The following is a 26,978-nucleotide window of genomic DNA, read 5'->3' on the forward strand; positions in this document are numbered from 1 at the left end:
CCTGGGCTGTGGACGTGCGTCATAGAGGGGCTCCCTGGCGGTGTGAGGGGGTCACATGTGGGCGCCGTACCCCGTCGCGGGGGCCGGCATGTGGGCGATGAGATGACGCACCAGGGCCAGCAGGGTCTGGACCCCGGAGCTGGAGATCCGCGCGTCGCAGCGCACCACGGGCACGTCCTCGGACAGGTCGAGGGCACCTCGCACTTCCTCGGGGTCGTAGCGGTAGGCGCCGTCGAACTCGTTGACCGCGACGATGAAGCCGAGGCCGCGCTGTTCGAAGAAGTCGACGGCCGCGAAGCACTCCTGGAGCCTGCGGGTGTCGGCGAGGATGACCGCGCCGAGCGCGCCCTCGCACAACTCGTCCCACATGAACCAGAACCTCTCCTGTCCGGGGGTGCCGAACAGGTACAGCACGTGTTTCGGGTCGAGGGTGATGCGGCCGAAGTCCATGGCCACGGTCGTCTCGACCTTGTTCTCGATGCCGTCGAGATTGTCGGTCGCGGCACTGACGGTGGTGAGCAGTTCCTCCGTGCTGAGCGGCGCGATCTCGCTGACCGCGCCGACGAAGGTCGTCTTGCCCACGCCGAACCCGCCCGCCACCAGGATTTTCAGCGCGGTGGGGAACGGGTCGGCGCCGTGGGCCGGTCCGTCGGTGTAGTCAGAGCTGTCGTCGTAGTCCATCGAGCACTGCCTCCAGAAGGGCCCGGTCCGTCGGGTTGTGGTGGAACGCGGGGGGCTTGGTGGTCAGCGCCCCGCAGTCGACGAGGTCCGCCAGCAGCACCTTGGTGACGGCCACCGGCAGTGTGAGATGGGCGGCGACCTCGGCGACGGCGACGGGTACCCGGCACCGTTCGAGCGCCTGCGCGTGTTCGGGGCCGAGATAGCCGAGGGGGGTCGCCCCGGTGGCCATCACCTGCGACACGAGGTCGAGCGCGACGGTGGGACGGGTGCGGCCGTTGCTGACCGTGAACGGCCGCACCAGCCGCCCGGCCGCGTCGTCGAGCCAGGGCCCGTCACCGGCCGCCGTCACGCTCAAGGCCTCATCGCCGGGGATTCGACGGACTGCCGGGGAGCGGTCACCAGGTAGGGACGGACGCTCTTGACGAGCATCGCCATCTCGTAGCCCAGCACGGCCGCGTCGGCCTCGCGGCCGGCGAGCACGGCCAGGCAGGTGCCGGAGCCCGCGGTGGTGACGAACAGCAGGGTCGAGGCGAGTTCGACGACGACCTGCCGCACGTCGCCGCCGTCGCCGAAGCGGACACCGGCGCTGCGGCCGAGGGAGTACAGGCCGGAGGCCAGGGCTGCCATGTGGTCGGCGCTGTCCGGGTCGAGGCCGTGAACGGACTTAACGAGCCCGTCGCAGGACAGCAGCACGGCGGCGGTCGTGTGCGGCACGCGCTGCACGAGGCCGCTCATCAGCCAGTCGAGGTCGGAAACATGGGCGGTCGGCGCATCGCTCGCCATGGTGGATCGACTCCTTGGGGTTACGAAGGTCTGCGGGAGCGCTGGGTGCGGGGATGGAACCGGGGGGGGTGGTCATCCGGCGGGTGCGCTCCCGTCCTGCCGGGTGGTGGTCGTGCGGTGGTCGGAACGGACCCCGGGGGCCGGCCTGCTCGAGGGGGACAGCTCCGAGGGGAGCGCCTCGAGGTGAACCGGCCGAACGGGCATCGGGTCCTTGGGGGTGGCGGACTCGTTGGGTGCCGGGTCTGTGTGGGCGGAGTCCATGTGGGGGGACTCCATGTGGGGAGACTCCATGTGAGTCCCCTCCACGTCGGACCACTCCGTGGTGCCGGCCTCCATGTGCTGTTGGGCCTCTGCGAGGCTGATGCCGCGCTGGAAGGCCGCCATGAGACCCGGGTCGTGGCCCACGAGGTGTTCGGGGTCCCGGCGGGGCGTCGGGCCGTCGCGCAGCTGGGGTGCGATGTGCTCCTGCGCGCGGCGACGGGGCAGATGGGGCTTGCCCATGGTGCCGCGCACGGCGCCCTTGCGGGGGGTGGGCGGCGCGGTCCCGTTCACGGCCAGGACGCGCCGGTCGTCGGGTGTGACGCCGGGTGGTGCCTCGGCCGGGGTGGGCCGCTTGCGCCGGGCCCCGCGCACGGGCAGAGGCGCGGGCCGGCCGCCCTGCGGGGTCTCGTCCAAGCCCTGTCGGGCTTCCTGCTCGTATCCCTGAGGCAGGGTCCCGTGCCCCTGATGCAGGACATCGTGACCCTGTCTCAGGACCTCGTGCCGTTGAGGCACGGACTCGGGCCCTTGATGTGCGGCCTCGTGCCGTTGGGGCGCGGACCCGTGCCCTTGATGTGCGGACTCGTGTCGTTGGGGCAGGGCCTCGTGCCGTTGGGGCAGGGACTCGTGCCGTTGAGGCACGGACTCGGGCCGTTGAGGCACGGACTCGGGCCGTTGGGGCACGGCGGGTGCGGCGAGCGGGGCCGACGGCCCTGATCCGGACGCGGGCAGCGGCACGGAGGAGACCCCGCAGGCGCCGTCCCCGGCCGGGGAACTCCCCCCGCTCACACCGCCGACTCCGGCACCGGCACCGGCCTGCCCGTTCTGTCCATGTCGATGACGCCCGGACTGCCCGCCCGGCCCGGTCCGGCCGGCCTGCCCGTCCTGTCGCCCCGGCACAGCCGGACGTGCCGTACCGGCCGTCGCTGCGCCCTCCGGCTGCCCCGTGCCCCCGGGTGCCCCTGCCCCCGGTTCCGCTCCCAGGAGCGCCTGCGGCACGACGAGTACGGCCTGTACTCCGCCGTAGATGTTGGTCTGGAGGCGGACGGTGATGCCGTGCCGGCGGGCGAGCTGGGAGACGACGAACAACCCGATCCGGCCGTCCGCGAGGAGGCGGGCGACGTTCACCTGGTCGGGATCGGCGAGCAGCGCGTTCATCCGCGTCTGCTCCTCCAGGGGCATGCCGAGTCCGCGGTCCTCGACCTCCACGGCGAGCCCGGAGGTGACGAGGTTGGCACGCAGCAGCACCTGGGTGTGCGGGGCGGAGAACACCGTGGCGTTCTCCACGAGTTCGGCCAGCAGGTGGATGACGTCGGCGACCGCGTGGCCGCGCAGCTGTCCGTCGATGGGCGGCACGAGCTTGACCCGCGAGTACTGCTCGACCTCGGCGATGGCCGAGCGCAGCACCTCGGTCATGGAGACCGGATTGCTCCACTGGCGGCGGGACACGGCCCCGCCCAGCACGGCGAGGTTCTCGGCGTGGCGGCGGATGCGGGTGGCGAGGTGGTCGACGTGGAAGAGCCCTTTGAGCAGGTCGGGGTCCTCCATCTCCTTCTCCAGCTCGTCGAGGATGGAGATCTCGCGGTGCACCAGTGACTGCAGGCGCCGGGCGAGGTTGACGAACACCTCGAGCTTCTGTTCGCTGCCGGCCTGGCTGGAGAGCTGGGAAGCCTGCACGACGGCGGTGACGGCCCCGTCGTGCAGGCGGGACAGGTCGGCGGTGAGGAGGTCGAAGTCGTCGGCGTCCTCGGTGGCTTCCCCGTGCCGACTCTGCGGTGCGAGCTGCGGCGGGCCGTCGCCGCGGCGCAGTGTCTCGACGAGGGTGCGCAGGTCGGCCTCGCGCCGCGCGGTGCTCCGGCGCAGCACGCCGATGCGGTCGTGCACGGACCGGGCGGCCCGGTTGGCGGCGACCGCGGCGACCGCGATGCCGACGAGGGCCACGAAGACCGCGCCGCCGAGTACGGCCCACAGGGTGGGGCCGGTCCGCGTGCCGGTGGACCGGACGGTGAAGAGGACGGCCGCGCAGCCGCTGAGGGCGACGGCGACGGGCGGCAGCACCGCGAGGCGCAGCAGCTGGAGCCGTATATGGGTCTCGGGCAACGCGGGTGCGGTGCGGACGGCAGGCCGCCCGTGCCGTCCGCCCTCACGGCGGTCTGCGCGAGCGGCCGGGGCGCGGAGGTGAGACATCGGTGTCCTCGTACTGGTCCGTCGGGACTGGGTGCCGGGGGCGCTCGCGGCGGTGCGACCGGGTTCGCGTGGCCGCTTGCGCGCCCCCCGGGCCGCGCGCCCGAGCTCCCCCCGCTTCCGCACGGCCCCGGCCCCACCGCGACCCGGGTGCCGGCCCGGGCCGGAGGCCTCGGCGGCACCCGCACCGGCACCACCGTCGACGGCGGCCACCGTGTCGCCGGCGCCGGCACCCACCTCGCTGACCGCACCCGTGCCGGCGTCGGTGGTACGTGGGCAGCGGGGATCCCCGTCGCGTCGACTCCCTCGTCCGCCCTGCGCCTGCACGTGTCGGCCCCCGCTCCTGATCCGTCCTGTTTCCCGACGGCCACTGACAGTAGTCACCACCGCATCATGTGCGGTGGGCAGTTGACAAACTCATACGGTGAGCGTCCCGCTCTGGTATGAGGTCTCGCACGACAGACCGATAACACGTCCGCACATACGACCATGAACGAAAGGTGTTGATCCAACCTGGTCAGGAGCGATCACATGAAGACGGCGAGGGCCGGGGAGCCTTTCGCTCCCCGGCCCTCGCCGTCCGCCTGCCGTGCGCCCCGGGTCAGCCCGCCGGGAGCGTTTCGGGGTCCTCGGTGTTCTTGTCGAGCCGACCGAAACCGTCACTCACCGTGTCGGCCTGGGCCACGGCTGCCGCGTCCGACGCGGTCTTGATGCCAGCTCCGGCGAGGGCCTCCGTCACCGGACGGCCGCCCTTCGGGGTGAGCGCCACACCACGCCACCACGGCTCCGACGGGACGGTCTCCGCCGTGGGCTCGAAGGGCTCACCGGGCCGGGGCAGGGCTACACCGGCGCCCACCGCACGGGCGGCCGCGAGCGTCCCCTCGCCGGGGTCCGCCCACGGGTGCGTCGCCAGGTTGAAGGTGGCCCAGTGGATCGGCAGCATCGGGCCGTGCTCCGGTCCACCCTGGAGATCGAGGTGGGCACGCATGCCCTCTTCCGGGGTCATGTGGATGTCGGGCCAGAAGTCGGAGTACGCGCCGATCTGGATCATCGTGGCGTCGAACGGCCCGTGCTCGGCGCCGATCTCCTTGAAGCCGTCGAAATAGCCGGTGTCGCCGCTGTGGTAGATCCGGTGCTCCTCACCGGCGACGACCCAGGACGCCCAGAGCGTGTGCTGGGTGTTGCGCAGCCCGCGGCCGCAGAAGTGCCGGGCCGGGGCGGCGGTCAGGGTGAGGCCGCCGATCCTGGTGGCCTCGTGCCAGTCCAGCTCGCGCAGCCGATCGGCGGACACGCCCCAGTGCTCCAGGTGCGCGCCGACGCCGAGGGGCACGGCGAAGAGCGTGTCCGTGCCCGCGAGCGCCTTGACCGTGGGCATGTCCAGATGGTCGTAGTGGTCGTGCGAGATGACCACGACGTCGACCGGGCCGAGCGCGGCCAGTGGCACGGGCACGGGGTGCAGCCGCTTGGGCCCGGCGAAGGAGAAGGGGGAGCAGCGCTCGCCCCACACCGGGTCGAACAGGACGCGCCGGCCGTCGATCTCGGCGAGCACGCTGGAGTGCCCCATCCAGGTCAGCCGCAGCCCGGTAACCGGGGGCCGGGCGATGTCGGCGAGGGTGGTGGAGTGCACCGGAACGGTGCCCTTCGGGGTGCGGCGGGGCCGGGTGTCCTTGTCGAAGAAGACCTTCGCGAAGTCCAGGGTCGAGCCCGAGGGCCGGGTCCGGGCGGGGCCGCCGGGGTTCTGGAAGACCCCGTCCTTGAAGTGGGGCGATCTGCGGATGCGCGCCATGCGCTCACCGTCAGGGTCCGCGCCGAACGCCCCGGGCCGCAGCGCGCGGAGCCCGGAACTCGGGGTACGGAAACCGGCCACGGTACCTCCAGGTGAAGTCGGTCAGGCCTTCCATTATGGTCGGCCCCTCCGACATCACCGGGCCACAGGGGTCCCACCGAAGGGGATACTGACCGAAGATTCAGTAATCCGACGGCGAAGGAGACCGAATGGCCATGCCCCTGCTGTCCCTGACCTGGACCGATCACCTCACGGGACGGCGGGGCTTCCTGGTCGTCGACCGGCTGGTGCGCGGGGTCGCCAGCGGCGGTCTGCGGATGCGCGCGGGCTGCACCCTCGAGGAGGTCACCGGCCTGGCCCGCGGCATGACCGTGAAGGAGGCACTGCACTACGACCCCGCGAGCCGCTACGTCCCGCTCGGCGGCGCCAAGGGCGGCATCGACTGCGACCCCCGGGACCCGGAGGCGTACCCGCTGCTGGTGCGCTATCTGCGTGCGATGCGGCCGTACATAGAGAGCTGCTGGACCACGGGCGAGGACCTGGGACTCACCCAGGATCTGGTGGACCGGGCCGCCGCGGAGGCGGGGCTGGTCTCCTCGATCCAGGCCGTGTATCCGCTGCTGGACGACGAGGCCGAGGCGCGGCGGCGGCTCCGGGACGCGTTCGCGGTCGAGGTCGACGGCATCGGGCTGGACGAGCTGGCCGGCGGTTGCGGTGTGGCCGAGGCCGCCCTGGCCGCCCTGGACCGGGCCGGTGTGCCGTACACGGGGACACGGGTCGCCCTCCAGGGGCTGGGCACCATGGGCGGGGCCACCGCGCGCTTCCTCACGCGCGCGGGGCTCACGGTCGTGGCCGTGGCAGACCTCAAGGGCACGGTCGCCAACCCGGCAGGTCTCGACGTCGAGGCGCTGCTCGCCGCGAGGGACGCCCACGGCACGGTGGACCGTTCGGCGCTGCGGCCCGGTGACCGTGAACTGCCGGGGGACGCATGGCTGTCGGCGGACGTGGACGTGCTGGTGCCGGCCGCCGTGTCATATGCCATCGACGCCGGGAACCAGGAGCGCATCACGGCCCGCTGGGTCGTGGAGGCGGCCAACATGCCCGTGCGGCCGGAGGCGGAGCTCCTGCTGGCCGCGCGTGGGGTGACCGTGCTGCCGGACGTCGTGGTCAACTCGGGGACGAACGCCTGGTGGTGGTGGACGCTGTTCGGGGACATCGGCGCCGACGCCGAGGAGGCGTTCGCGTACACCCGCCGGTCGATGCAGGCCCTGGTCGAGCGGATGCTGGCCCGCGCCCGGGCCGACGGGACGACACCGTGGGCCGCGGCCCACGCGATCGCGGCGGACCGGCTGCCGCTGATCGCGGAACGGTTCGGCTGGTACCGGTGAGGACGCCGTCGTGCTCGCGGTGACCGCCGCGGGCCTGGGCCGGACAGGCCGAAACGCCCCGCCGAGGGGCCGCACGCGCATGGGTAGGGTGACCGCGTGACCAGAGTCCGGTTGAGTGTGGCTCAGCGGCGCGGGGATCTGCTGCGGGCCGCCATCGAGCAGATCGAGGCGAGGGGTGTGGCGGCGGTCAGGATCGCCGACGTGGCCTCCGCGCTCGGCGTGAGCAACGCGCTGGTCCTCTATCACTTCTCCACGAAGGAGCAGTTGGTCGCCGCCGCGTTCCGGCACGCGGCGGAGGGCGACCTCGCGCATCTGCGCAAGCTGCTCGGCCGCCGTTCGCCGGCGCTGCGCCGGCTGCGGTCGGCCGTACGGTGGTACGCCCCGACCGGGCAGGCCAAGGGCTGGCGGCTGTGGATCGAGGGCTGGGCGGCGGCGCTGCGCGACCCCGTGCTGCGGGAGGTCGCCCAGGACCTCGACCGGCAGTGGAAGGCGGCCCTCTCCGAGGTCATCGCGGAGGGTGTCGCCGCCGGCGAGTTCCGCTGCCCGGACCCGCAGGGCACGGCCCTCCGCCTCACCGCTCTCCTCGACGGCCTCGCCGTGCAACTGACGTCCTATGCCGGCGCGGTACCGCGAGCACGGGCCCAGGAGTGGGTGCAGGAGGCACTGGCCCGCGAGTTGGGGCTGGTGGAGGACGAACGGCTGACGCCCTCGTAGCCGGTGCCTTCGCGCGTGCGGGCCGCGCCGGTGTTCCACCCGGCACGGCCCGCACGCGCGGTGAACCGCTCCTACGCCACCGCCGCGATCCGCGTCCTGATGTCGTCCGGCGACAGCGCCCCCTTGGCCGTCACATGGTCGCCCGACGACTCCCCGCGCAACCGGCGCCCGATCCACGGCACCAGGAAATCGCGCGCCCAGGCGACGTTGTCCCGCCGCACGTCGAGAACGCCGCGCGGGGGCAGCGGAGGCCACGCCTGCTCGGGGTCGGCCGGCACGTCGAGGCCGAGCACCTGGCCCGCACGGAGCGCCACGCGCGTGTGCCCCTCGGGCGACAGGTGCAGCCGGTCGGCGTCCCAGGCCCTGCGGTCCTGCACACTGCGCAGGGACCACAGGTCGAGCACCGGGCAGCCGTACCGGTCGGCGATGGCCCGGACGTGTCCGTTGTAGGTGGCGATCTTGCCGCGCAGGTGCTTGAGCACGGGCACGCCACGGGTGTCGAACCCGGTCGTCACCATGACCGTGCCGGACACCGCGGTGAGCTGGACCAGGGCCCGCTCGAAGCGCTCGGCGACCTCGTCGGGGTCGGTGCCGGGCCGGATGATGTCGTTGCCCCCGGCGCAGAACGAGACGAGGTCCGGGGCCATGGCGATGGCCCGCGGAACCTGGTCCGCCACGATCTGGTCGAGGAGCTTTCCGCGTACGGCGAGATTGGTGTACTGGAAGTCGCCTTCGGGCCTGCGGTCGGCGAGCAGGACGGCGAACCGATCGGCCCAGCCGACGAACGCCCCGTCGGGGCCGGGATCACCCACGCCCTCGGTGAAGCTGTCCCCCACCGCTACGTACGACCCGATCACTGCTCTGCTGTCACTCTTCGAATCGTCTGCCACAGCAGTCCATGATTCACCTTCGAATGTGACCTACGCGACCGTAGGAAAGAGTTGACTGGCGGTGAGATAAGCCACTCCTCAAGGGTTCGCCAACTCCGGAATACACTGCTTGTCAGGGATGTTTCGGGGTGAGCCGCCAGACCCGGAATCCGCTGATACGGAAATGGCTCCAGACGGTCCGGAAGGCGAAGTGCCCGCTCGTGTACGGCTGCGGGTCGGTGTAACCGAAGACGGGTCGTCCGTTGTTCCACCATTGGACCGTGGAGCCATCGGAGACGATCCGGACCCGGTTCGGCTCGCCCGGCACCAGCAGCGGCTCCGTGTAGTCGAAGACCAGGGGGCGGACACCGGGTTGACCGACGTAACGGCGCAGCCGGGTCGTGGTGTTGTGGTTGGCGCCGTAGCCCGCGTAGTACGTCGTCAGGTGGTCGTACTCGTCGAGAGCCCCGGCGCGCGGTGTCGCGAAGAGATCGTCCGGGGAGCGGACGTCGGTCGCGTTCCAGAAGTTGTTGAGGTCCGAGACCCGGTCGTTCACCCCGCCCGCGGAGACCGGGGTCGCGGTGTATTCGAGCACGTACGGCCCTTCGAGCCGCTGTCTGAACCACACAGTCGCGCCGCTCGGCACGTCGATCTCCAGGGTGCCGCGGGAGGCGAAGACGGTGCCGCCGTCCTGGAGTTCGGTCACCCACTGCCCGAGACCGTGACAGAAGTCGTCGCGGGCGACGAGGCGGCGACGACGGGACGCGGCCCGCGCGCCGGCCGTCGGGGCGAGGGCCGCCAGGGCGGCTCCGGCGGCCAGGGCTCCGAACGCTCTGCGGGTGGTCGACACGGGACACAGCTCCTGGGGATCCACCGGGAAGACCGGGGAAAGCGCTTGCACACCGGACGGGATCACTCTGCCCCAACTCCCGTCGCCTGTCGATCCCTTGTCGCCCCTCGGGGGTGGTCGGCGAGCGCATACGCCGAAGGCCGGACCCGGGGATCGGGGTCCGGCCTTCGGTCGCGTGTCAGGCAGGTGGTCGTGCGGCCGGTCAGCCGACGGAGACGCCGTGCGAGCGCAGGAAGGCGACCGGGTCCACGTCCGAGCCGTAGTCCGGCGTGGTGCGGATCTCGAAGTGCAGGTGCGGTCCGGTCACGTTGCCGGTGGCGCCCGACAGGCCGACCTGCTGCCCGGCGGTCACGGTCTGGCCGGCCGAGACGGAGAGCTGGGACAGGTGGGCGTACTGGGCGTAGTAGCCGTCGGCGAGCTTGATGACGACCTGGTTGCCGTAGGCGCCGCCCCAGCCGGCGGAGACGACGGTGCCCGCGCCGACGGCCTTGAGGGAGGTGCCGGTCGGGACGACGAAGTCGACACCGGTGTGGTAGCCGCTGGACCACATGCTGCCGGACATGCGGTACGGGGTGCTGACGGTGGCACCGGCCACCGGGAGGGTGAAGCCACTGGAGTTGCTCTCGGCGGCGGGCTTGGCGGCGGCGGGCTTGGCGGCGGCCGGCTTCGCGGCGGTCTCCGCCTTCGGGGCCGACTCGGCGGCGGACGGCTTGGGGGCCGAGGCCTTCGGCGCGGACGGGGCCGAGACCTTCGGCGCACTCGCCGCCTTCTTGCCGATCGACAGCTTCAGGCCCGGGTGGATCAGCGACGGGTCGGAGCCGACGGCGTCACGGTTGTCCGCGTAGAGCTTCTTCCAGCCGCCGCTGACGTTCTGATCGTCGGCGATCTTCGCGAGGTAGTCGCCGGCCCTCACGGTGTACGTGCGGGCACCGGTGGCCTTTTCGGCGGCCTTCTTGTCGGCGGCCGGAGCCGACTGGACGGCCTTTTCCGGAGCCGACTGCGGGGTGGCGGCGTGGGCGCCGGCGGCCCCCATGAGCGGCAGGGCGAGAGCGGCCCCGCCCGTTCCGGCGACGGCGATGGAGCGGGTGAAACGCTGGGTCTTGGGACGGCGGTGCTTACCCTTCGCGGGCATGACGAATTCCTCTCCGTCGCCTGCGAGGTGAGCTGTCGGGTGCGGGCTGGAGATGCCCGGTCGCGCCGAGGTGCGACTTAACCCCAAGCCGTTCCGGGAACCGGAACAGGCGTCTTACCTGTGGGTCCCCCGCTCCTGCCGTACGTCGGGTCAGTGTGTGGGGCTCCGGGCGGCGGCAGGATTAGGCGTCCGTCCGGATGGGTGTGGAACGTAAGCGACCAAGACGCAATGGGACAAGCTTGCGGTTGCCCGTGACGGTGTTTGTCTCGACGCGCTGACGCAAGTGCCGTCACCGAGCGTGGATTACCGATCTCCCGCTTTCCTCAATGGCCCTTGCTGTTGTGGGAATTACGTGAACATGGCGACAACACATCGTCACGAATATGACGATGGTCACGCACCCCGACCTCATCCCCTTTACGATCGGGGCACGTTACCCCTTAGCGGACGGAACTCTCTATCCGGACAGAACGTCTACTTGCGCTCAAGGCGGACGACAGTGGCGTCGAAATCTCCGCTCAGGCCGACCCGCAGTCCGTGATGCAGCAGTACGGCCCCTCGGTAAACTTCGCCCGTTTCGAGGCATTCGTACACTGCTGTCGGGTCGAGGCCACGCAGCCGCAGCGCCGGTACCGGCTCACCGTAGTGCTGCGCCTGGAGCCAGGCGAGGACGACGGTCTCCTCACCGAGGACGTACTGCACGGCGCTCAGCCCGCCCTCCGGGGGCCGCAGCCGGTACAGGTCGCCGCGCTGCACCACGGGCCGGATCTCCTTGTAGAGCCCCACCCACCGCCCCGCCTCGGCGAGCTCCTCCGGTGTCCACTTCGTGAGGTCGCCGCCGACCCCGAGCACCCCGGCCATGGCGCTGACGAACCGGAACCGCAGGGAACTGGCCCGGTGGTTGAGCATGGCGTTCGGACTGTCGGTGACCCAGGCGGCCATGACCCGGGCCGGATGGAGCTGACTGAAGCCGTGCTGGATGGCGAGCCGGTCGAGGGGGTCGGTGTTGTCGGAGGTCCACACCTGGTCCGTACGGCTCAGCACGCCGAGGTCGATCCGGCCACCGCCGCCAGAGCAGGACTCGAAGGCCACGCCGGGGTGGGCGGCCCGCAGCCGGTCCAGCAGGGCGTACAGGCCGTGCACGTGGTCGACCCACAGCCGCTGCGGGTAGGGGTCGCCCGGCCACCCTGCGTCGGTGAAGCAGCGGTTGAAGTCCCACTTCACGTAGTCGACCGGCGCGCCGGAGAGGAGCCCGTCGAGCTGCTCCCACAGGTACTCCCGGACGTCCTCGCGAGCCAGATTGAGGACGAGCTGATTGCGGAACTCCGTCCGCTTCCGTCCTGGTTGGTACTGCACCCACTCGGGGTGCGCCCGGTACAGCTCGCTGTCCGGGTTGACCATCTCGGGCTCGACCCAGATGCCGAACCGCATGCCGAGGCCGTGCACGTGGTCGGCGAGCGGCTTCAGCCCGCCCGGGAAGCGGTCGGGGTTGGGGGTCCAGTCGCCGAGCCCGGCCCGGTCGCTGGTGCGCGCCCCGAACCAGCCGTCGTCGACCACGAACAGCTCGACGCCCAGGGCGGCGGCCCGCTCGGCGAGCGCCCGCTGCTGCTCCTCGGAGATGTCGAACTCGGTGGCCTCCCAGGAATTGAACAGCACCGGCCGGTCCTGCTCGGCGTCCGGGATCACATGCGCCCGCTGATAGGCGTGCCAGGCGCGGCTCGCCCCGCCGAAGCCACCGTCGCTCCAGAGCCCGGCGAAGACAGGGGTCGTGTACGACTCCCCCGTGCCGAGCATCAGCAGGCCGGAGTCGTCGTGGCCGGCCCCGCCGGTGATCTGCACGCGGGCGTCGGGGAGCTGGGCCACGGTGATGCGCCAGGAGCCGGACCAGCCGAGGGCGCAGCCGTAGACCTCGCCGTGCTCCTCGGTGGCGTCGGTGTCGAGGGCGACCCAGGGCAGGTGCTGGTGGGAGGTGTGGCCGCGGCGGCTGCCGATGACCTTCTCCCCGTGAGTCAGGCGAGAGCGCGTCAGCCGGGACTCGGCACCCCAGCGGCCGTGCAGCTGCGACAGCCGCCAGGCCTCCCGGTCGGGCAGGGTCCAGGTCGCGGAGTCGGCGCGCAGCAGCTCGACGGCCGGTCCCCGGTTGTCCACGGTCACCCAGCGCTCGACGACGTCCGCCCCGGAGCGCACCCGGTAGTGCAGCGTGACGGCCAGGTCACCGTCGCGGAACCGGAGCCGCAGCTCGTCGTCCTGCGTGTCGTGCCCCTCGAAGACCCACTCGGTGCCGCGCCGCTCGGCCGTGCGCACGGACAAGGCGGGTCGGACGAAACGCGGACCCCCCTCGACGGGGTACTCCTCGCGCCCGTCGAGCGGGGACTCGAAGGGCCGGTAGTCCGGCAGCGGCCGCACCGCGAGCGCCTCGGCATCGGCGAGGCCGATTCGGGGGCCCCAGTGCAGGTGCAGCAGCTCGTCCCGGTCGGTGACATGGACGGCGTAGCTGCTGGCCGGCCCGGAGAGCACCCACGTACGACCGTCTTCGGAAATGTCCAGCATCATGCCCTCACAGATTCGAACAAGCCCGACCAGGTCCGACCAGGCGGCAACATCATCGAGGGCCGCGGGGGCTCCGGGCAACGCCTGTGGACAACTCATTGCCCCAGGCAGGCATGTCGTATCGTCGAGTGACGCCCGTCGACGAGCCGCGCCGGCGGCGCCGAAGGGGAGGAGCCCTCGTGACACAGCAGGTCCCGTCGACCGAGCCCGAGCTGGCCGGAGTGCGCAACTTCCGTGATGTGGGCGGACTTCCGACCGTGGACGGCCGGCGGGTGCGGCACGGAGTGCTGTTCCGCAGCGGCCATCTCGCCCACGCGACCGGGGAGGACGCCGCCTTCCTGACCACCCTGGGCCTGCACACGATCTTCGACTTCCGCAACGCGGCCGACCAGAAGCTCGAGGGGCCGGACGTCGAGCTGCCCGGCGTGCGCAATGTGAACCTGCCGCTGAGCGACCCCGCCGACGGCGCCGAGTTCTGGAAGATGGTCCGTGACGGCGACCTGGACCAGCTGCGCGCGATCCTCGCGGACGGCAAGGGCGCGGACCGGATGATCGCCTCCTACCGCATGATCGTGAAGGAGCGCACGGGCGAGCACTCCCGGGTGCTGCACGCGCTCGCGCAGGACAGCGTCCCCGCGCTGATGCACTGCGCGGCGGGCAAGGACCGCGCGGGTCTGTCCATCGCGGTGACGCTGCTCGCGGTGGGCGTGGAGCGCGAGGCCATCGTCGAGGACTACCTGAAGTCGAACGCCAAGCACCGCCGCTACAAGGTGCACCGCTCCAGCTCCGCCGCCTCGGCCTACTCCCCCGAGGTCATGGAGCTGCTCAGTCCCCTCTTCGACGCGCGCGCCGAATACCTGGAGGCGGCCTTGGGCACCATCGAGGAGACCTGGGGCGGGGTCGACGCCTATCTGGAGAAGGGGCTGCGGCTCAGTGCGGAGACCCGGGAGCGGCTGCGCGAGCGGCTCCTCGACTGAGGCGCCGCCCGGGCAGGGGCTACTTCGCCCCGACCTCGAACAGCAGGTACACGAACGCGGCGAAGATGTGGCCGGCGATGAGGTAGACGAACAGCCTCACCCACAGGGCGCGGGGAAACTTCTCCTCCATGTCGCTCATGACACCTCTTTGGGGGTGGGGCCCAGGCACAGGGCGGCCGTGGGGCTCTGCAGCAGGGTGTGGACGAAGAGCAGCTCGACGCCGTCGTGGTCCTCGGCGGCGATCCGGTGCGGGGTGAGCGAGTCGAAGTGGGCGCTGTCGCCGGCCGCCAGCCGGTGGGTGGTGTCACCGAGGCGCAGCCGCAGCCGGCCGCGCAGCACGTGGAGCCACTCCTCGCCGGGATGGACGCGCACGACGTCGCCCTGGGAGCCGTAGGGGACGTGGACGCGAAGGGCCTGCATCCCGCGGCCGGGGGCACCGGCCTGCCAGTACGTCCAGCCGCCCGCCTCGGTCGGTTCCCTACCGGCCGCGGGGATGACGGCGTCCCGGCCGGCGACCGTCTCGCCGAGCAGCTCGGCGACCGTCGTACCGTAGACCCGGGCGAGTGCGAGCAGCATCGGCAGCGAGGGCTGGCGCTGCCCGGTCTCCAGGCGGGAGAGGTGGGCGGGCGACAGCCCGGCGGAGCGGGCCGCGGCCTCCAGCGTCAGGGAGGCCTGCCGTCTCAGTGCCCGTAGCCGGGGCGCGACGGCGGGCAGCGCACCGGCCGCCGGTTCGCCCGGCGAGTCGGCCCCGTGGGGCCGCTCGGTCTCGGAGGAGCTCATGCCTCCATTCAGCCGAACCTTTGCCTCAGCGGCAAATTTCTTGCCTTACAGGCAAAAGGAGCGGTGGCTCAGCGGTTGGCGATCGCCTGCTGGACGAGCGTCCTGCCGAAGTCCCACACCAGTCCGCCGTTGTGCGCGTCGTCCATCACGGCCGTGAAGGCGTCGACGAACCGGTCCACCTCCCGCTCGCCGATGATCAGCGGCGGAATCAGCTTGATGACCTCCATGTGATCGCCGGAGACCTGGGTGAGGATGCGGTGCTTCCGCAGCAGCGGCACGACGACCATCTGGGCGAAGAGCCCCTTGCGCGCGGCCTGGAGCATGGTCCAGCGGCTGCGGAGCTTCAGCGACTTCGGCCGGCCGAACTCGATGCCGATCATCAGGCCGCGGCCGCGGACCTCGGCGAGCATCTCGTACTTCTCGGTGAGCGCCGAGAGCCGGGATCTGAGCTGCTCCCCGGTGGCCCGGACATTCGCGACGATCTGCTCGTTCTCCATCACCGACAGCACCGCGAGGCCCGCCGCCATGGCCTGCGCGTTCGATCCGAAGCTCGCCGAGTGGACGAGCACCCGGTCCATCGACGAGTAGACCTTCTTGAAGATCCAGTCCTTGCCGATCGTGGCGCCGACCGGCACATAACCGCCGGAGAGCGCCTTGGCCACGCACACCAGGTCGGGTTCCACCCCGTCCGCGTGCTGGTAGCCGTAGAAGTCGCCGGTCCGGCCGAGGCCGGTCTGCACCTCGTCGGCGATGAGCAGCGCCTTGTGCCGGTGCAGCAGTTCCTGGGCGGCCCGGAGCCAGCCGGGCGGGCCCTCCAGGACGCCCTTGCCCTGGATCGGCTCGACGATCAGCGCGGCGACGTCGCCCTTCTTCAGCTCCCTCTCCAGCGCGTCGAGATCGCCGAGCGGTACGGCCGTGTCCGGCAGCAGCGGGGCGAAGCCGTCCCGGAAGGCGGATTCGCCGTTCACCGAGAGGGAGCCGGTGGTCAGGCCGTGGAAGGCGTGCGCGCAGTACAGGATCCTGGGCCTGCCGGTGACGGACCGGGCGAACTTCAGGGCTCCTTCGACGGCCTCGGTGCCGCTGTTGCCGAAGAACACCCGGTCCAGGTGCGGGCTGTGCGCGAGCAGTTTCTCGGCCAGCAGACCGGGCAGCGGCTGGCAGTCGAACCGGGTGAGGTCGGCGAGAGAGGCGTCCAGCACGTCGTGCAGCGCCTTGCGCACGACGGGGTGATGGCGGCCGAGGCCCATCACCCCGAAACCGGCGAGCATGTCCAGGTAGTCGTTGCCGTCCGCGTCGTAGAAGTAGGCACCCTCGGCGCGCTCGTAGACCTGGTCGAAGCCGATGGTGTGCAGCATGCGCGGGAGCTGGTGGTTGAGGTACCGGGTGTGCAGCTCGTAGCGCTCGGCTCCGCGTTCGGCGAGCAGTGTGCCGAGGTCGAACTCCCCGGCCTGCGACGACTCCGACGCGGACTCGGCGGTTGTCATTCCTGTGGCTCCTTGGACAGCTCTTCCTTGACGGTCAGGCTCGCGCTGATCCGTCCGGCGACCTCGACGGGTGTCAGGCCGATGTCGGCGAGCACCTCACCGCGCTTGGCGTGCGGGAGGAACTGCTCGGGGATGCCGAACCGCCGTACCGGTACGTCGACCTCGGCGTCGCCCAGGGCCGGCGCCACGGCCGAGCCGGCCCCGGCCGCGCGGCCGTTGTCCTCGACGACGGCGACCAGTCGGTGCTCGGCGGCCAGGACCGACAGCGCCGGGTCGACGGGCTTGCCCCAGCGGGGGTCGACGACGGTGCAGCCGATTCCGCGCGCTTGGAGCAGATCGGCGGCCTGGAGGCAGACCGGCGCCATCACGCCGACGGCCACCAGGAGGACCTGCGGTTCAGACGACCGGTGCAGCACGTCCAGTCCGCCCACCCGGTCCACGGCCGGGATCGCGTTGTTGTTCAGCGCCTCCCCGGCCACGCCGCCGGTGAGGGCACCGTCGCCGATGAGCGCGACGGTTTGGCCCTTCTCACCCCGCACCTGGCGTGCCTTGGCGAGCCCGTCCGCCCGGCCGAGGGCGGTGGAGGCGTCGCTGTTCCCGATGACGTCGTGCTCGGACTCCTCACGCGAGGGGTGGCCGGACAGGCCGCCCTTGCCGCGCAGCTTGGAGAAGTCCTGGCGTGCGGTCAGCGGTTTGTGGACATGGCTCTGGTGGCCGGTGTCCCCCAGGGTGCGGTCGACCGGCGACTCGAAGACCCGGTGCAGGGCGACGGTCAGTTCCACCACGCCCAGGCCGGGTCCGAGACGGTCGCCGGTTCTGGCCACCGCGTGCACCGGGAACTCCCGGATCTCTTGCGACAATTCCCCCAGGTCCGCCTCGGACAGCGCCTTCAGGTCGTGTGGTCCCCGGATGCACTCCGGAATCGTCACGCTCGGGCCCCCTTCGCATTCCGTGCTGCTCAGCTCACGGTGACGGCCGGCTCCCCCGGCCCCACGCCGTCCTGCTCCATCTGCTCGGCGATCTTCATCGCCTCTTCGATCAGCGTCTCGACGATCTTGGACTCGGGGACGGTCTTGACGACCTCGCCCCTGACGAAGATCTGCCCCTTGCCGTTGCCGGAGGCGACCCCCAGATCGGCCTCCCGCGCCTCACCGGGCCCGTTGACCACACACCCCATGACGGCGACCCGCAGCGGCACCTCCATCCCGTCGAGTCCCGCCGTGACCTCCTCGGCCAGCTTGTAGACGTCGACCTGGGCGCGCCCGCAGGACGGGCACGAGACGATCTCCAGTCGGCGCTCCTTGAGCCCGAGGGACTGCAGGATCTGGATGCCGACCTTGACCTCCTCGGCCGGCGGCGCGGACAGCGACACCCGGATCGTGTCGCCGATACCCCGGGACAGCAGCGCGCCGAAAGCCACCGCCGACTTGATCGTGCCCTGGAAGGCGGGCCCCGCCTCGGTCACGCCCAGGTGCAGCGGGTAGTCGCACTGCTCGGCCAGTTGCCGGTAGGCCTCGATCATGACGACCGGGTCGTTGTGCTTGACGGAGATCTTGATGTCCCGCATGCCGTGCTCCTCGAACAGGGACGCCTCCCACAGCGCGCTCTCCACGAGCGCCTCCGGGGTGGCCCTGCCGTACTTCTGGAGCAGGCGCCGGTCCAGCGACCCGGCGTTCACGCCGATCCGGATCGGAGTGCCGTGGTCCTTCGCCGCCTGGGCGATCTCCTTGACCCGGTCGTCGAACTGCTTGATGTTGCCGGGGTTGACGCGTACGGCCGCGCAGCCCGCCTCGATGGCCGCGAAGACGTATTTGGGCTGGAAGTGGATGTCCGCGATGACCGGGATCTGCGACTTGCGGGCGATGGTCGCCAGCGCGTCGGCGTCGTCCTGGGTGGGGCAGGCGACTCGGACGATCTGGCAGCCGGACGCGGTCAGCTCCGCGATCTGCTGCAGGGTGGCGCCGATGTCCGACGTACGGGTCGTCGTCATCGACTGCACCGACACCGGGGCCCCGCCCCCGACCGCCACCGGACCGACCTGGATCCGGCGCGAGGCGCGCCGCTGCGCGACCGGCCGGACCGGTACCTCGGGGACACCCAGCGAAACGGCGGTCATGACATCACTCCCGGTTCCCGGAGACCGTCTCGCGCAGGGCGCGCAGGGACTCCTTCAGCGATCCCATGGTGGCGAGGACGGCGGTGGGCTCGTAGCCGCAGTGCGCCATGCAGTTGGCGCAGCGCGGGTCCTTGCCGCGGCCGTACTTGTCCCAGTCGGTGTCCTCGACGAGCTCCCGGTACGTCGGCACGTACCCGTCGCTCATCAGGTAGCAGGGGCGCTGCCAGCCGAAGAGCGAGTAGTTGGGGATCGCCCACGCCGTGCACGGGAAGTCGACCTTGCCCTCCAGGAAGTCCAGGAAGAGCGGGGAGTGGTTGAGCCGCCAGCGCCGCCGGTTGCCGCCCGAGAAGGCCTTCTTGAACAGCTCGCGCGTCTGCTCCACGCCGAGGAAGTGCTCCTGGTCTGGAGCCTTCTCGTAGGCATAGGCCGGAGAGATCATCATCTCGTCGACCTGCAGGTCGTCGTTGAGGAAGTTCAGCACCTCGATGATGGTCTGCGGGGTGTCGGTGTTGAAGAAGGTCGAGTTGGTGGTGACCCGGAAGCCGCGCCGCTTGGCTTCCTTGATCGCCTCCACGGCCTCGTCGAACACGCCCTCCTTGGCGACCGACTCGTCGTGCCGCTCGCGCAGCCCGTCGATGTGCACCGCGAAGGCGAAGTAGGGCGACGGCGTGAAGTTGTCCATCTTCTTGCGCAGCAGCATCGCGTTGGTGCAGAGGAAGACGTACTTCCGCTTGGCCACCAGCTGACGGACGATCTCGTCGATCTGCGGGTGCATCAGCGGCTCGCCGCCCGCGATGGACACCATCGGGGCGCCGGACTCCATGACCGCCCCCACGGCCTGGGCGACCGGCATCCGCTGCTTGAGCACCCCGGCCGGATGCTGGATCTTGCCGCATCCCTCGCATTTCAGATTGCAGGCGTACAGCGGCTCCAGCTCGACGATCAGCGGAAACTTGTCCCGTCGGCGGATCTTCTGTTCAGCCAAGTACGTAGCGACCTTGATGGACTGTCGGAGCGGCATGGCCATCTGGCTCACCTCCTGGGGAGCAGCAAGGAACGGTGCCATTCGAAAAAAGCGGGAAGAACGGAGCGAAGAACACGGAAAGCTGATATTCCACCGCGCACCGTGCCGATCCGGACGAGTTCATGTTCAGGAGCGTCCACGACCACCCGGACGGCCGCAACCGGGCGCTCGCCCACGCGCACGGCGCTCAGGAGCGTGACGGCGGACTCCATGTCGACCGCGATCGCGCCGGTGGCGCGCAGGGCGGTCCGTTCGGGGCCGCGTACGACATGGTCGGAGCCGGTGAGCGGGCCGGTGTGCACGGTCCGCCCGGGCAGCGCGCGGGCCAGCTCCTCGACCAGCAGGCCGGTCCCGACGCAGGGGGTCGTGCCGCGTGGACCGCGGGTCTCCTCGGCGACGACCAGATCGCCGGGGTGCATGCCCGGCGCGAGCCCGGCGCAGAAGCCGGTGGCCAGCACGGCGGCACCGCGCAGGGCCGGGTCGGCCAGCACGCGGATGACGGCCCGTTCGGCGGCCACCGGTCCCATGCCCGTCCGCAGCACCGTGACCGGCCCGCCGGCCCCTCCGCGGCCGCCCGCGCGCAGGGCGAACTGCTCGATGCCGAGCGCGCAGGCGATCAGCAGCGGGGCCGCGGCGGGCTGTGCGCTCATCCGTTCCCCTTGGCCTCGGCGAGCGGCATCCCGGCCCGGCTCCCCCCGAGCTCCCCTGCCTCCCCGCTCCCCCGCAGCTTCTCGGCGAAGGGCTCTCCGTGCAGGTAGCGGCCGAGCGCGGTGAGCGGGAAGACCTGCCGGTAGAGGTGGTAGTTGATCGAGAAGTCCCACGGGAAGCCCGTCCCCGTGAAGTACGGCTCGTCCCAGGAGCCGTCCTCCCGCTGCGTGGCGGCGAGCCACTCGACACCGCGTTCGACGGCCTTGGAGTCCCGCTCCCCCGCCGCGAGCAGGGCCATCAGCGCCCACGCCGTCTGCGAGGCGGTCGAGGCGCCCCTGCCGCTCCACTCCTTGACGTACTTGTAGGAGCGCACATCCTCGCCCCAGCCACCGTCGTCGTTCTGGACCGATTCCAGCCAGGCCACGGCCCGCCGGATCGCGGGGTGGGCGGCGGGGATGCCGGCGGCGGTCAGGGCGGGCACGACGGACCCGGTGCCGTAGAGGTAGTTGACGCCCCAGCGCCCGAACCACGAGCCGTCCGGCTCTTGTTCGGCCAGCAGCCACTCGATGCCGCGCCGGGTGCGCGGGTCGTGGGAGAGTCCCTCCACCGCGAGCATCTCGACGACGTGCGCGGTGACGTCGGCGGAGGGCGGGTCGATGACCTCGCCGAAGTCGCAGAACGGCAGCCGGTTCGGGAAGGGGCTGGTGTTGTCGACGTCGAAGGCGGCCCAGGCGCCGTTCCTCGACTGCATGCCGAGCGTCCAGCGCATACCGCGTGCGATGGCCCCCTCGAGCCGCTCCGGATCGTGGTGGGTGATCCGCCGCAGCGCGAGGACGACTTCGGCGGTGTCGTCGATGTCGGGGTAGTTGTCGTTGTGGAACTCGAACGCCCAGCCCCCGAGCGGCAGTCCGGGCCGCTTCACCGACCAGTCACCGGGCCGGACGATCTCCTCGCCCAGCATCCAGTCGGCCGCCTTGACCAACTGCGGGTGATCGGCGGGCAGTCCGGCGTCCACCAGCGCGATGGCGGCCAGGCAGGTGTCCCACACCGGCGACTGGCAGGCCTCGATCATGCGGGCCCCGTCCTCGCGCCACACGGCGAACCGGTCCAGGGAGGCCAACCCCTCGCGCATCACGGGGTGTTCGAGGTCGTACCCGAGCAGATGCAGGGCGATGATCGAGTACACGGCCGGGGGCTGGATGCCGCCCCAGCAGCCGTCGTTCTCCTGCCGTTCGATGATCCAGCGGGCGGCGCTGTTCATGGCGGCTCTGCGCAGTCCGCGCGGGGCGACCTTCCGCAGGGCGTGCAGGCCCTTGTCCATCCGCTGGAAGGCCCCGTCCCAACTGAACGCCGGTGCCAGGGGCTTGGACGGGTTGGGCCGGTCCGGGTCGGTGTGCAGCTCGTCGAGCGGGAAGGGCGCGGGGCGTACCGGCCGCTGGGCGGAGACGATCGTCAGCGGGACGATGGTCTGGCGCGCCCAGCAGCCGAAGTCGTAGATGTTGAGCGGCACCCACTTGGGGAAGAAGATGAGCTCCGGCGGGAGTTCGGGCAGGTCCTCCCACCTCCACCAGCCGAACAGGGCCAGCCAGATCCGGGTGAAGACCCGGGCCGCGGCGATGCCGCCCTGCGCGCGGATCCAGGCGGAGGCCTTCGCCATGTGCGGTGCGTCGGGCGCGTCACCGGCCAGGCGGAGGGCGACGTATGCCTCGACGGTGGCGGACAGGTCGCCCGGCCCGCCGTAGAAGGTGGCCCAGGTGCCGTCCTCGCCCTGCTCGCCGCGGATGAACAGGGCGGCGGCCCGGGTGGTCTTCTCGTCGCGGATGCCGAGGAACTGACGGAGCAACAGGTCCTCGGCGTCCATCGTGACGTTGGTCTCGAGGTCGCCCTTCCACCAGCCCTGGGGGTCCTGCCGGGCAAGCAGGAAGTCGGTGGCACGCCGGGCGGCGCGTGCGGCGGCTTCCGGAACCCCGGCCGCCGCGGGGATGTCCGGGTCGGTGTCGCTGGCCGCGGCGGCGCGGGGCGGCAGGGCCCCGGTGCTTCCGTCGGTCGTCGCTGTCATGGCTTCCCCTTCGTGCAGTGGTGCAAGGTGTGCAGCTGCTGTGGGTCCGCCGTCGGCCGGTGCTCCGTGATGACTCGCGGCACCGGCCGGCGACTACGCGAGGGTTATTCGGCCGATAGTGATCATCTCTTCCGTACGACGACGAAGTCCGCGAGGGCCGTGAACTGTTCCCGCACCCGGTCGGGCATGTCCACGGCGTCGAGGGCCTCGATGGCGATGGTGTGCTGGCGGCGTGCCTCGTCGGCGGTCCACTCGCGGCCGCCGGCCTCCTCGATCAGAGCGGCACGGGCCGCGAACTCCTCCTCGGAGAAGTTCTCGACGTCGCTGCTCTTGGCGTCGGCGGCGAGGATCTCGCCGAGCCGCTCGGAGGCGGAGCCGCCCGCCGCGAGGGCGGCCACGACCGGCAGGGACTTCTTGCGCTGGCGCAGGTCGCTCCAGGTCTGCTTGCCGGTGGAGACCGGGTCGCCCCAGATGCCGAGCAGGTCGTCGACGGCCTGGAAGGCGAGGCCCAGGTGGTAGCCGTACTTCTCCAGGGTGTCGGCGGTGTGGTCGTCGGCGCCGCCGAGCACCGCGCCGATGGAGCTGGCACAGGCGAGCAGGGCGCCGGTCTTGTTGCCCTCCATCTCCAGGCACTCCTCGACGCTGACGCGGTCGCGGTGCTCGTAGGAGATGTCCTGGGCCTGGCCGTCGATGAGGGCGCGGGTGGCGGTGGTCAGGCGGCGGGTGGCGCGGCCCGCCTCGACGGTGCCGAGTTCGAGGAGCACCTCGTTGGCGAGGGCGAACAGGGCGTCGCCGACCAGGATGGCCTGGGCGGGGCCGTGCACCTTCCAGACCGTGTCGCGGTGACGGCGCTGCTCGTCGCCGTCCATGAGGTCGTCGTGGAGGAGGGAGAAGTTGTGGACGAGTTCCACGGCGACGGCGCCGGGGATGCCGGTCTCGGGCGCGGCCGACACGACCTCGGCGGACAGCACCGCGAGGGCGGGGCGCACGGCCTTGCCGCCGTCCCCCTCCGCGGGCCTGCCCTGGGCGTCGATCCAGCCGAAGTGGTAGGCGGCAACAGTGTCCATGGGAGGTGCCAGGCGGTCGACGGCCGCCCGCAGTACCGGTGTGGCCAGGGTTCGGCCGCGCTCCAGCAGCGCGGTCACGTCCACCGCCTCGGCAGTATTCGAGGCCGGGGGCACAGTGGGCACAGTCTCTCCTCTTGTCGCGGTACCGGGGGTGCGGGGGCCGCCTGCCGCTCCGGCCTGGGCCGGCATCATGCCGCCTCCTCGAACGTGAAGAGGTGCTGCGGGCGGGGCCGGCCCAGGGCGCCCAGCACGGCGTCCGCCGCGCTCACACCACTGCGGACCGCACTCTCCATGGTCGCGGGCCACCCGGTGGCGGTCCACGCTCCGGCCAGGTAGAGGCCGGGTGCCTTGGTGGGGGCGCCGGGCCTGAGGCGGCCGACGCCGGGGGTGGGAGCGAATGTCGCGGTGCGCTCCCGGGTGACGAAGAAGTCCCTCACCGCGGCGCCGCGGGCCGGGGGCAGCAGCCGCTCCAGCTCGGGCAGGTACCGCTCGCGCAGCACGGCCACGGGCTCGTCGATCTCGTCCTGGGCGACCGACTGCGACAGGGCGAGGTACTGGCCCTCGCGCAGCCCGGACGCCTCGGTCCGGTCGAAGACCCACTGCACCGGGCTGCCGAGGGCGGCGAAGAACGGCCGGCCGAGGACCTTCCGGTCGTACACCACATGGACGTTGAGAATCGGCGCGGTGCCGATCTCCAGGAGCCGTTCGGGCGCGTCGAGGGCGCCCGTCGGCAACAGGTCGTGCGCCTCGCGCTGCGGTACGGCGAGGACCACCGCGTCGGCCTCCAGCGTCTCGCCGGGGACTTGCACGCTCCACCGCCCGGCCCCGTCCGAGGAGACGGAGGTGACGCGCGTACGGACCTCGGTGCGCACTCCCGCGGACTCCAGCGCCTTGCGGGCCAGCCGGTCGTGCAGATCGCCCAGCGGGACCCGCGCCCAGCCGATGTCGGCCGCGCCCGGGTCGGACAGCAGACCGGTCTTGAACACCATCGCGGCGAGTGCCAGGGAGGCGTCGGAGGCGACCGCGTTGAGGGTGGCGACTCCGACCAGGTCCCACAAGGCCTCGACGGCCCGTGCCGACTGGCCGTGGGCGGCCAGCCAGCTGCCGAAGTCCTGCGTGTCCAGCGCCGGATCGGCGAGGTCGAGTCCCTTGAGCGCGAGCGCGGCGCGGCCCACCCTGGCGCGGTCGGCGAGCGACAGGTGCGGATAGGTGGCGAGGCTGCGTCCCAGGTGCAGCGGCACGGGCAGGGCGTCCCGCCGCAGCCGGCCGAGCCGCCGCCCCTCGGGACGGGCGAGGTCGAGGACGGGGACGTCGAGCCGGTCCTGCAGCGGGGCCAGCGCCGCGCCCTCGACGCGGTCGAGGAACCAGCGGTAGGCGGTGCAGCAACGCAGGTAGACGTGCTGGCCGTTGTCGACGGTGAGGTCGCCGCGCCGGAAGGAGAAGGCCAGACCGCCGAGCCGCGGCCTGCCCTCCAGCAGGGTGACGGGCACTCCGGCGTCGGCGAGCGCGAGGGCGGTGGTGACACCGGCGAGCCCGCCGCCGACCACGACGGCGTGCCTGCCTTGTGCCACCGGTCCCGCGGGCCGTGTGCCACGGGTCATCGCGCACCCTCCCCTGCGGCCCGGGCGTGCTGCTCGAACGGTGCACGGCCGGCCGTCTTTGTCAGGGACGCGGTCCCAGGCCGGAGGGTTGCCCGCCGCTGCGCGCCGACGGCGGCATCGGTATCCGTCACGCACGCCTCCTGACGGTCCGCCGGGTCACGTGCCGGGCGTCCAGGCCGGACAGGCCGCGCACGGCGACGTAGGCCTTCTCGCGGCCCGGCAGCGAGACCCGGCCGCGCAGCACGGCCTCCGGGTCGCGCTGGATGCGGTCGAGGAGGCGGCGGTAGATGCCGGCCATGGCGGCGACACAGGCGCCGCTGCGCCGGTCGAGCAGGGGGAGCAGCCGGTAGCCCTCGGCGAACAGAGCGCGTGCCCGTCGCACTTCGAACTGCACGAGGCCCGCGAAGTCGGAGCCCTCCGGCGGCCTCGGCCCGCTGAAGCCGGCCGAGCAGCCGAACTTGGCGAGATCGTCGGCGGGAAGGTAGGTCCGCCCGTCGACCGCGTCCTCGCGGACGTCTCTGAGGATGTTGGTGAGCTGAAGAGCGAGCCCGAGCGTGTCGGCATACTCCGGCGCGCGGTCCACTCCGCGTGTCCCCGGTTCCGTGCCGAACACGCCGAGCGACAGACGCCCGATCGCGCCCGCCACACAGCGGCAGTAGACCTTCAGGTCGTCCCAGGTCTCGTACGTCTCACCGCGGACGTCCATCTGGACACCGTCGATGAGTTCGTCCAGGCCGCCGAGCGGGATCGGGAACCGGCCGGCTGCGTGGGCGAGGGCGACGGCGACCGGGTCGGTGTCGTCCTCGTCGACCTCGTCCTCGCGGATCCGGGTGAGCAGCGCCCGGGTCTCCTCCAGCCTGGCCACCTTGACGTCGTCGGCGAGCGCGCCGTCGCCGATGTCGTCGACCCGCCGCGAGAACGCGTACAGCGCCGACATCGCACGGCGCTGGGGCGCCGGCAGCAGCCGGATGCCGTAGGCGAAGTTACGGGCCTGCCGCCCGGTGACGGCCTCGCAGTAGCTGTAGGCGGCGAGTACCGGTGGTGACGCGTGTGGTTCCGACTCCACGGTCCGGATCACCCCTCTCCTCGCAGAGTCACGCCCACCTCACGCAGCAACCGGACCTTGCCGGGCTTGGGCGGGCCGGGAAGAACGTCGAATCCGGCGGCGGCGATCGCGTGGACGGCCGCCCTTCCCCCCGCAACGAACCCCGCGAGCAGCAGCTTCAGCCTGCCGTGGACGCTACCCACCAGGGGGGCGCCTTCATTCAGCAGATCCCGGGCCCTTTGCGCTTCGTATGCGATCAGGGCACGCACCGACGCTCCGGCGGATCTCGTGGCGAGGTCCGCTTCCTGGACGTGGAAGCGTTTCATGTCGGCCGCCGGCAGGTAGACGCGGTCGCGGGCGAGGTCCTCCGCCACGTCCTGGAGGTGCTCGACGACCTGGAGAGCCGTGCAGATCATGTCGGAGCGGCGGATCCGCTCGGGTGTCGAGGTGCCGGTGACGGCGAGGACGAGACGGCCGACGGGATTGGCGGACAGCTCGCAGTAGGCGAGCAGGTCGTCGTAGGTCTCGTAGCGGCTGACCAGCTGGTCCTGACGGTTGGCGGCGATCAGGCCGAGGAACGGCCCGGGGGTCAGCGAGCAGCGGCGCACCGTCGGCTGGAGTCGGCGCAGCAGGGGGTGACGGGGAGTCGAGTCGAAGACCCTGCGCAGGTCGGCCTCGAAGGCGTCCAGCAGGACCAGCCGGTCCTCGGCCTCCTCGGGGGAGACGCCGAGCAGGCGGGCGTCGGCGCCGCCGGGGGCCAGATCGCCGTCGCCGATGTCGTCGACCAGACGGGCGAAGCCGTAGACGGCCATGAGGTCGGTGCGCCAGGCCCGGGGCAGGAAGAAGGGGGCCACCGGGAAGTTCTCACCGGCGGCCTTGTCGAGTGTGCCGCGCTCCGGATCGAGGGCGCGCACCGTGCCGGTTCCCGTCACCGCCGGCTGCCCGGCGCGGGGACGGCACGTGCTGCGTGGAGCTGGGGAGT

Annotated in this window: 25 protein-coding genes and 1 riboswitch; of the genes, 3 read left to right on the forward strand and 22 right to left on the reverse strand. The window is 71.7% G+C overall.

All coding sequences use genetic code 11. The annotated features are described in order from the left end of the window. Positions 1-51 precede the first annotated feature (51 nt). The 5 genes from ACIQHQ_RS06915 to ACIQHQ_RS06935 form a co-directional block, all read right to left on the reverse strand. Positions 52-681, reverse strand: a complete 630-nt coding sequence (locus ACIQHQ_RS06915) for a GTP-binding protein (RefSeq protein WP_402610692.1) — start codon at positions 679-681, stop codon at positions 52-54. After that, positions 659-1,030, reverse strand: a complete 372-nt coding sequence (locus ACIQHQ_RS06920) for a DUF742 domain-containing protein (RefSeq protein ID WP_142166483.1) — start codon at positions 1,028-1,030, stop codon at positions 659-661. The genes ACIQHQ_RS06915 and ACIQHQ_RS06920 overlap by 23 nt, the downstream gene beginning before the upstream one ends. Positions 1,031-1,032: 2 nt before the next feature. Beyond that, positions 1,033-1,464, reverse strand: coding sequence for a roadblock/LC7 domain-containing protein (locus tag ACIQHQ_RS06925; protein WP_030840841.1), 432 nt, complete (start codon positions 1,462-1,464; stop codon positions 1,033-1,035). Positions 1,465-1,536: 72 nt separating this feature from the next. Next, positions 1,537-3,909 (reverse strand): ATP-binding protein, encoded by a 2,373-nt coding sequence (locus ACIQHQ_RS06930; RefSeq protein WP_402610693.1) that lies wholly within the window; start codon positions 3,907-3,909, stop codon positions 1,537-1,539. 598 nt (positions 3,910-4,507) lie between these two features. After that, entirely contained in the window at positions 4,508-5,773 is a 1,266-nt protein-coding gene (locus tag ACIQHQ_RS06935; RefSeq protein WP_402610694.1) for an MBL fold metallo-hydrolase, read from the reverse strand. Between the two features lie 128 nt (positions 5,774-5,901). Here ACIQHQ_RS06935 and ACIQHQ_RS06940 point away from each other — a divergent pair, with 128 nt between their 5' ends. Beyond that, on the forward strand, positions 5,902-7,080 hold the full coding sequence (locus ACIQHQ_RS06940; RefSeq protein ID WP_402610695.1) for a Glu/Leu/Phe/Val dehydrogenase dimerization domain-containing protein: 1,179 nt from the start codon (positions 5,902-5,904) through the stop codon (positions 7,078-7,080). A gap of 96 nt (positions 7,081-7,176) precedes the next feature. Next, positions 7,177-7,794: a TetR/AcrR family transcriptional regulator gene (locus ACIQHQ_RS06945; protein WP_402610696.1), complete on the forward strand. Its 618-nt coding sequence runs from the start codon at positions 7,177-7,179 to the stop codon at positions 7,792-7,794. Positions 7,795-7,865: 71 nt separating this feature from the next. Here the strand turns inward: ACIQHQ_RS06945 and ACIQHQ_RS06950 are convergent, their stop codons facing one another. From ACIQHQ_RS06950 to ACIQHQ_RS06965, 4 genes are all read right to left on the reverse strand, one after another. Next, positions 7,866-8,651: an SGNH/GDSL hydrolase family protein gene (locus ACIQHQ_RS06950; protein WP_402611580.1), complete on the reverse strand. Its 786-nt coding sequence runs from the start codon at positions 8,649-8,651 to the stop codon at positions 7,866-7,868. 145 nt (positions 8,652-8,796) lie between these two features. Beyond that, complete coding sequence (locus ACIQHQ_RS06955; protein ID WP_402610697.1) at positions 8,797-9,513, reverse strand: DUF6250 domain-containing protein; 717 nt, start codon at positions 9,511-9,513, stop codon at positions 8,797-8,799. A 202-nt stretch (positions 9,514-9,715) separates the two neighbouring features. Continuing rightward, positions 9,716-10,645: a LysM peptidoglycan-binding domain-containing M23 family metallopeptidase gene (locus ACIQHQ_RS06960; RefSeq protein WP_402610698.1), complete on the reverse strand. Its 930-nt coding sequence runs from the start codon at positions 10,643-10,645 to the stop codon at positions 9,716-9,718. A gap of 4 nt (positions 10,646-10,649) precedes the next feature. Then, positions 10,650-10,811, reverse strand: a riboswitch (cyclic di-AMP (ydaO/yuaA leader). Positions 10,812-11,119: 308 nt separating this feature from the next. Continuing rightward, positions 11,120-13,195: an alpha-galactosidase gene (locus ACIQHQ_RS06965; RefSeq protein ID WP_402611582.1), complete on the reverse strand. Its 2,076-nt coding sequence runs from the start codon at positions 13,193-13,195 to the stop codon at positions 11,120-11,122. Between the two features lie 179 nt (positions 13,196-13,374). On the opposite strand from ACIQHQ_RS06965, the gene ACIQHQ_RS06970 reads away from it, so the two are divergent. Further along, positions 13,375-14,172: a tyrosine-protein phosphatase gene (locus ACIQHQ_RS06970; protein ID WP_402610699.1), complete on the forward strand. Its 798-nt coding sequence runs from the start codon at positions 13,375-13,377 to the stop codon at positions 14,170-14,172. 19 nt (positions 14,173-14,191) lie between these two features. Here the strand turns inward: ACIQHQ_RS06970 and ACIQHQ_RS06975 are convergent, their stop codons facing one another. The 13 genes from ACIQHQ_RS06975 to hpnC all read right to left on the reverse strand — a co-directional run bounded on the left by ACIQHQ_RS06975 (position 14,192) and on the right by hpnC (position 26,928). After that, positions 14,192-14,311 (reverse strand): DUF6126 family protein, encoded by a 120-nt coding sequence (locus tag ACIQHQ_RS06975; RefSeq protein WP_361300521.1) that lies wholly within the window; start codon positions 14,309-14,311, stop codon positions 14,192-14,194. Next, positions 14,308-14,952 (reverse strand): helix-turn-helix domain-containing protein, encoded by a 645-nt coding sequence (locus ACIQHQ_RS06980; protein WP_402610700.1) that lies wholly within the window; start codon positions 14,950-14,952, stop codon positions 14,308-14,310. The genes ACIQHQ_RS06975 and ACIQHQ_RS06980 overlap by 4 nt, the downstream gene beginning before the upstream one ends. Before the next feature lie 68 nt (positions 14,953-15,020). Further along, complete coding sequence (locus tag ACIQHQ_RS06985) at positions 15,021-16,436, reverse strand: aspartate aminotransferase family protein (protein WP_402610701.1); 1,416 nt, start codon at positions 16,434-16,436, stop codon at positions 15,021-15,023. Then, positions 16,433-17,365, reverse strand: coding sequence for a 1-deoxy-D-xylulose-5-phosphate synthase N-terminal domain-containing protein (locus tag ACIQHQ_RS06990; RefSeq protein WP_402610702.1), 933 nt, complete (start codon positions 17,363-17,365; stop codon positions 16,433-16,435). Before ACIQHQ_RS06990 ends, ACIQHQ_RS06985 begins: the two co-directional genes overlap by 4 nt. A gap of 29 nt (positions 17,366-17,394) precedes the next feature. Beyond that, the gene (gene ispG / locus ACIQHQ_RS06995; protein WP_402610703.1) at positions 17,395-18,552 is read right to left on the reverse strand and encodes a flavodoxin-dependent (E)-4-hydroxy-3-methylbut-2-enyl-diphosphate synthase; all 1,158 of its coding nucleotides are present in this window, start codon (positions 18,550-18,552) and stop codon (positions 17,395-17,397) included. Between the two features lie 4 nt (positions 18,553-18,556). Further along, positions 18,557-19,579 carry an adenosyl-hopene transferase HpnH gene (gene hpnH / locus ACIQHQ_RS07000; RefSeq protein WP_402610704.1) on the reverse strand — a complete coding sequence of 341 codons (1,023 nt, stop codon included), beginning with the start codon at positions 19,577-19,579 and terminating at the stop codon, positions 18,557-18,559. Between the two features lie 5 nt (positions 19,580-19,584). Next, positions 19,585-20,226 carry a 1-hydroxy-2-methyl-2-butenyl 4-diphosphate reductase gene (locus ACIQHQ_RS07005; RefSeq protein WP_402610705.1) on the reverse strand — a complete coding sequence of 214 codons (642 nt, stop codon included), beginning with the start codon at positions 20,224-20,226 and terminating at the stop codon, positions 19,585-19,587. Continuing rightward, positions 20,223-22,283, reverse strand: a complete 2,061-nt coding sequence (gene shc / locus ACIQHQ_RS07010; RefSeq protein ID WP_402610706.1) for a squalene--hopene cyclase — start codon at positions 22,281-22,283, stop codon at positions 20,223-20,225. Before shc ends, ACIQHQ_RS07005 begins: the two co-directional genes overlap by 4 nt. Before the next feature lie 122 nt (positions 22,284-22,405). Further along, positions 22,406-23,539 carry a polyprenyl synthetase family protein gene (locus ACIQHQ_RS07015; RefSeq protein WP_402611584.1) on the reverse strand — a complete coding sequence of 378 codons (1,134 nt, stop codon included), beginning with the start codon at positions 23,537-23,539 and terminating at the stop codon, positions 22,406-22,408. Continuing rightward, positions 23,539-24,951, reverse strand: coding sequence for a hydroxysqualene dehydroxylase HpnE (gene hpnE / locus ACIQHQ_RS07020; protein WP_402610708.1), 1,413 nt, complete (start codon positions 24,949-24,951; stop codon positions 23,539-23,541). Before hpnE ends, ACIQHQ_RS07015 begins: the two co-directional genes overlap by 1 nt. After that, complete coding sequence (locus ACIQHQ_RS07025; protein WP_402610709.1) at positions 24,948-25,082, reverse strand: DUF6380 family protein; 135 nt, start codon at positions 25,080-25,082, stop codon at positions 24,948-24,950. Before ACIQHQ_RS07025 ends, hpnE begins: the two co-directional genes overlap by 4 nt. Continuing rightward, on the reverse strand, positions 25,079-26,029 hold the full coding sequence (hpnD, locus tag ACIQHQ_RS07030) for a presqualene diphosphate synthase HpnD (protein ID WP_402610710.1): 951 nt from the start codon (positions 26,027-26,029) through the stop codon (positions 25,079-25,081). Before hpnD ends, ACIQHQ_RS07025 begins: the two co-directional genes overlap by 4 nt. Then, positions 26,026-26,928 (reverse strand): squalene synthase HpnC, encoded by a 903-nt coding sequence (gene hpnC / locus ACIQHQ_RS07035; protein ID WP_402610711.1) that lies wholly within the window; start codon positions 26,926-26,928, stop codon positions 26,026-26,028. The genes hpnD and hpnC overlap by 4 nt, the downstream gene beginning before the upstream one ends. Between the last annotated feature and the right edge of the window lie 50 nt (positions 26,929-26,978).

Source organism: Streptomyces sp. NPDC092370, from assembly GCF_044755265.1.
GTDB lineage: Bacteria > Actinomycetota > Actinomycetes > Streptomycetales > Streptomycetaceae > Streptomyces.

Coding starts and splice junctions, on each gene's coding strand:
- ACIQHQ_RS06925 (WP_030840841.1), bottom strand. CDS start 1,464: ATGGCGAGCGATGCGCCGACCGCCCATGTTTCCGACCTCGACTGGCTG.
- ispG (WP_402610703.1), bottom strand. CDS start 18,552: ATGACCGCCGTTTCGCTGGGTGTCCCCGAGGTACCGGTCCGGCCGGTC.
- ACIQHQ_RS06930 (WP_402610693.1), bottom strand. CDS start 3,909: ATGTCTCACCTCCGCGCCCCGGCCGCTCGCGCAGACCGCCGTGAGGGC.
- ACIQHQ_RS06915 (WP_402610692.1), bottom strand. CDS start 681: ATGGACTACGACGACAGCTCTGACTACACCGACGGACCGGCCCACGGC.
- hpnE (WP_402610708.1), bottom strand. CDS start 24,951: ATGACCCGTGGCACACGGCCCGCGGGACCGGTGGCACAAGGCAGGCAC.
- shc (WP_402610706.1), bottom strand. CDS start 22,283: ATGACAGCGACGACCGACGGAAGCACCGGGGCCCTGCCGCCCCGCGCC.
- ACIQHQ_RS06960 (WP_402610698.1), bottom strand. CDS start 10,645: ATGCCCGCGAAGGGTAAGCACCGCCGTCCCAAGACCCAGCGTTTCACC.
- ACIQHQ_RS06965 (WP_402611582.1), bottom strand. CDS start 13,195: ATGCTGGACATTTCCGAAGACGGTCGTACGTGGGTGCTCTCCGGGCCG.
- ACIQHQ_RS06975 (WP_361300521.1), bottom strand. CDS start 14,311: ATGAGCGACATGGAGGAGAAGTTTCCCCGCGCCCTGTGGGTGAGGCTG.
- ACIQHQ_RS06980 (WP_402610700.1), bottom strand. CDS start 14,952: ATGAGCTCCTCCGAGACCGAGCGGCCCCACGGGGCCGACTCGCCGGGC.
- ACIQHQ_RS06985 (WP_402610701.1), bottom strand. CDS start 16,436: ATGACAACCGCCGAGTCCGCGTCGGAGTCGTCGCAGGCCGGGGAGTTC.
- ACIQHQ_RS07015 (WP_402611584.1), bottom strand. CDS start 23,539: ATGCCGGCCCAGGCCGGAGCGGCAGGCGGCCCCCGCACCCCCGGTACC.
- ACIQHQ_RS07005 (WP_402610705.1), bottom strand. CDS start 20,226: ATGAGCGCACAGCCCGCCGCGGCCCCGCTGCTGATCGCCTGCGCGCTC.
- hpnH (WP_402610704.1), bottom strand. CDS start 19,579: ATGGCCATGCCGCTCCGACAGTCCATCAAGGTCGCTACGTACTTGGCT.
- ACIQHQ_RS06940 (WP_402610695.1), top strand. CDS start 5,902: ATGGCCATGCCCCTGCTGTCCCTGACCTGGACCGATCACCTCACGGGA.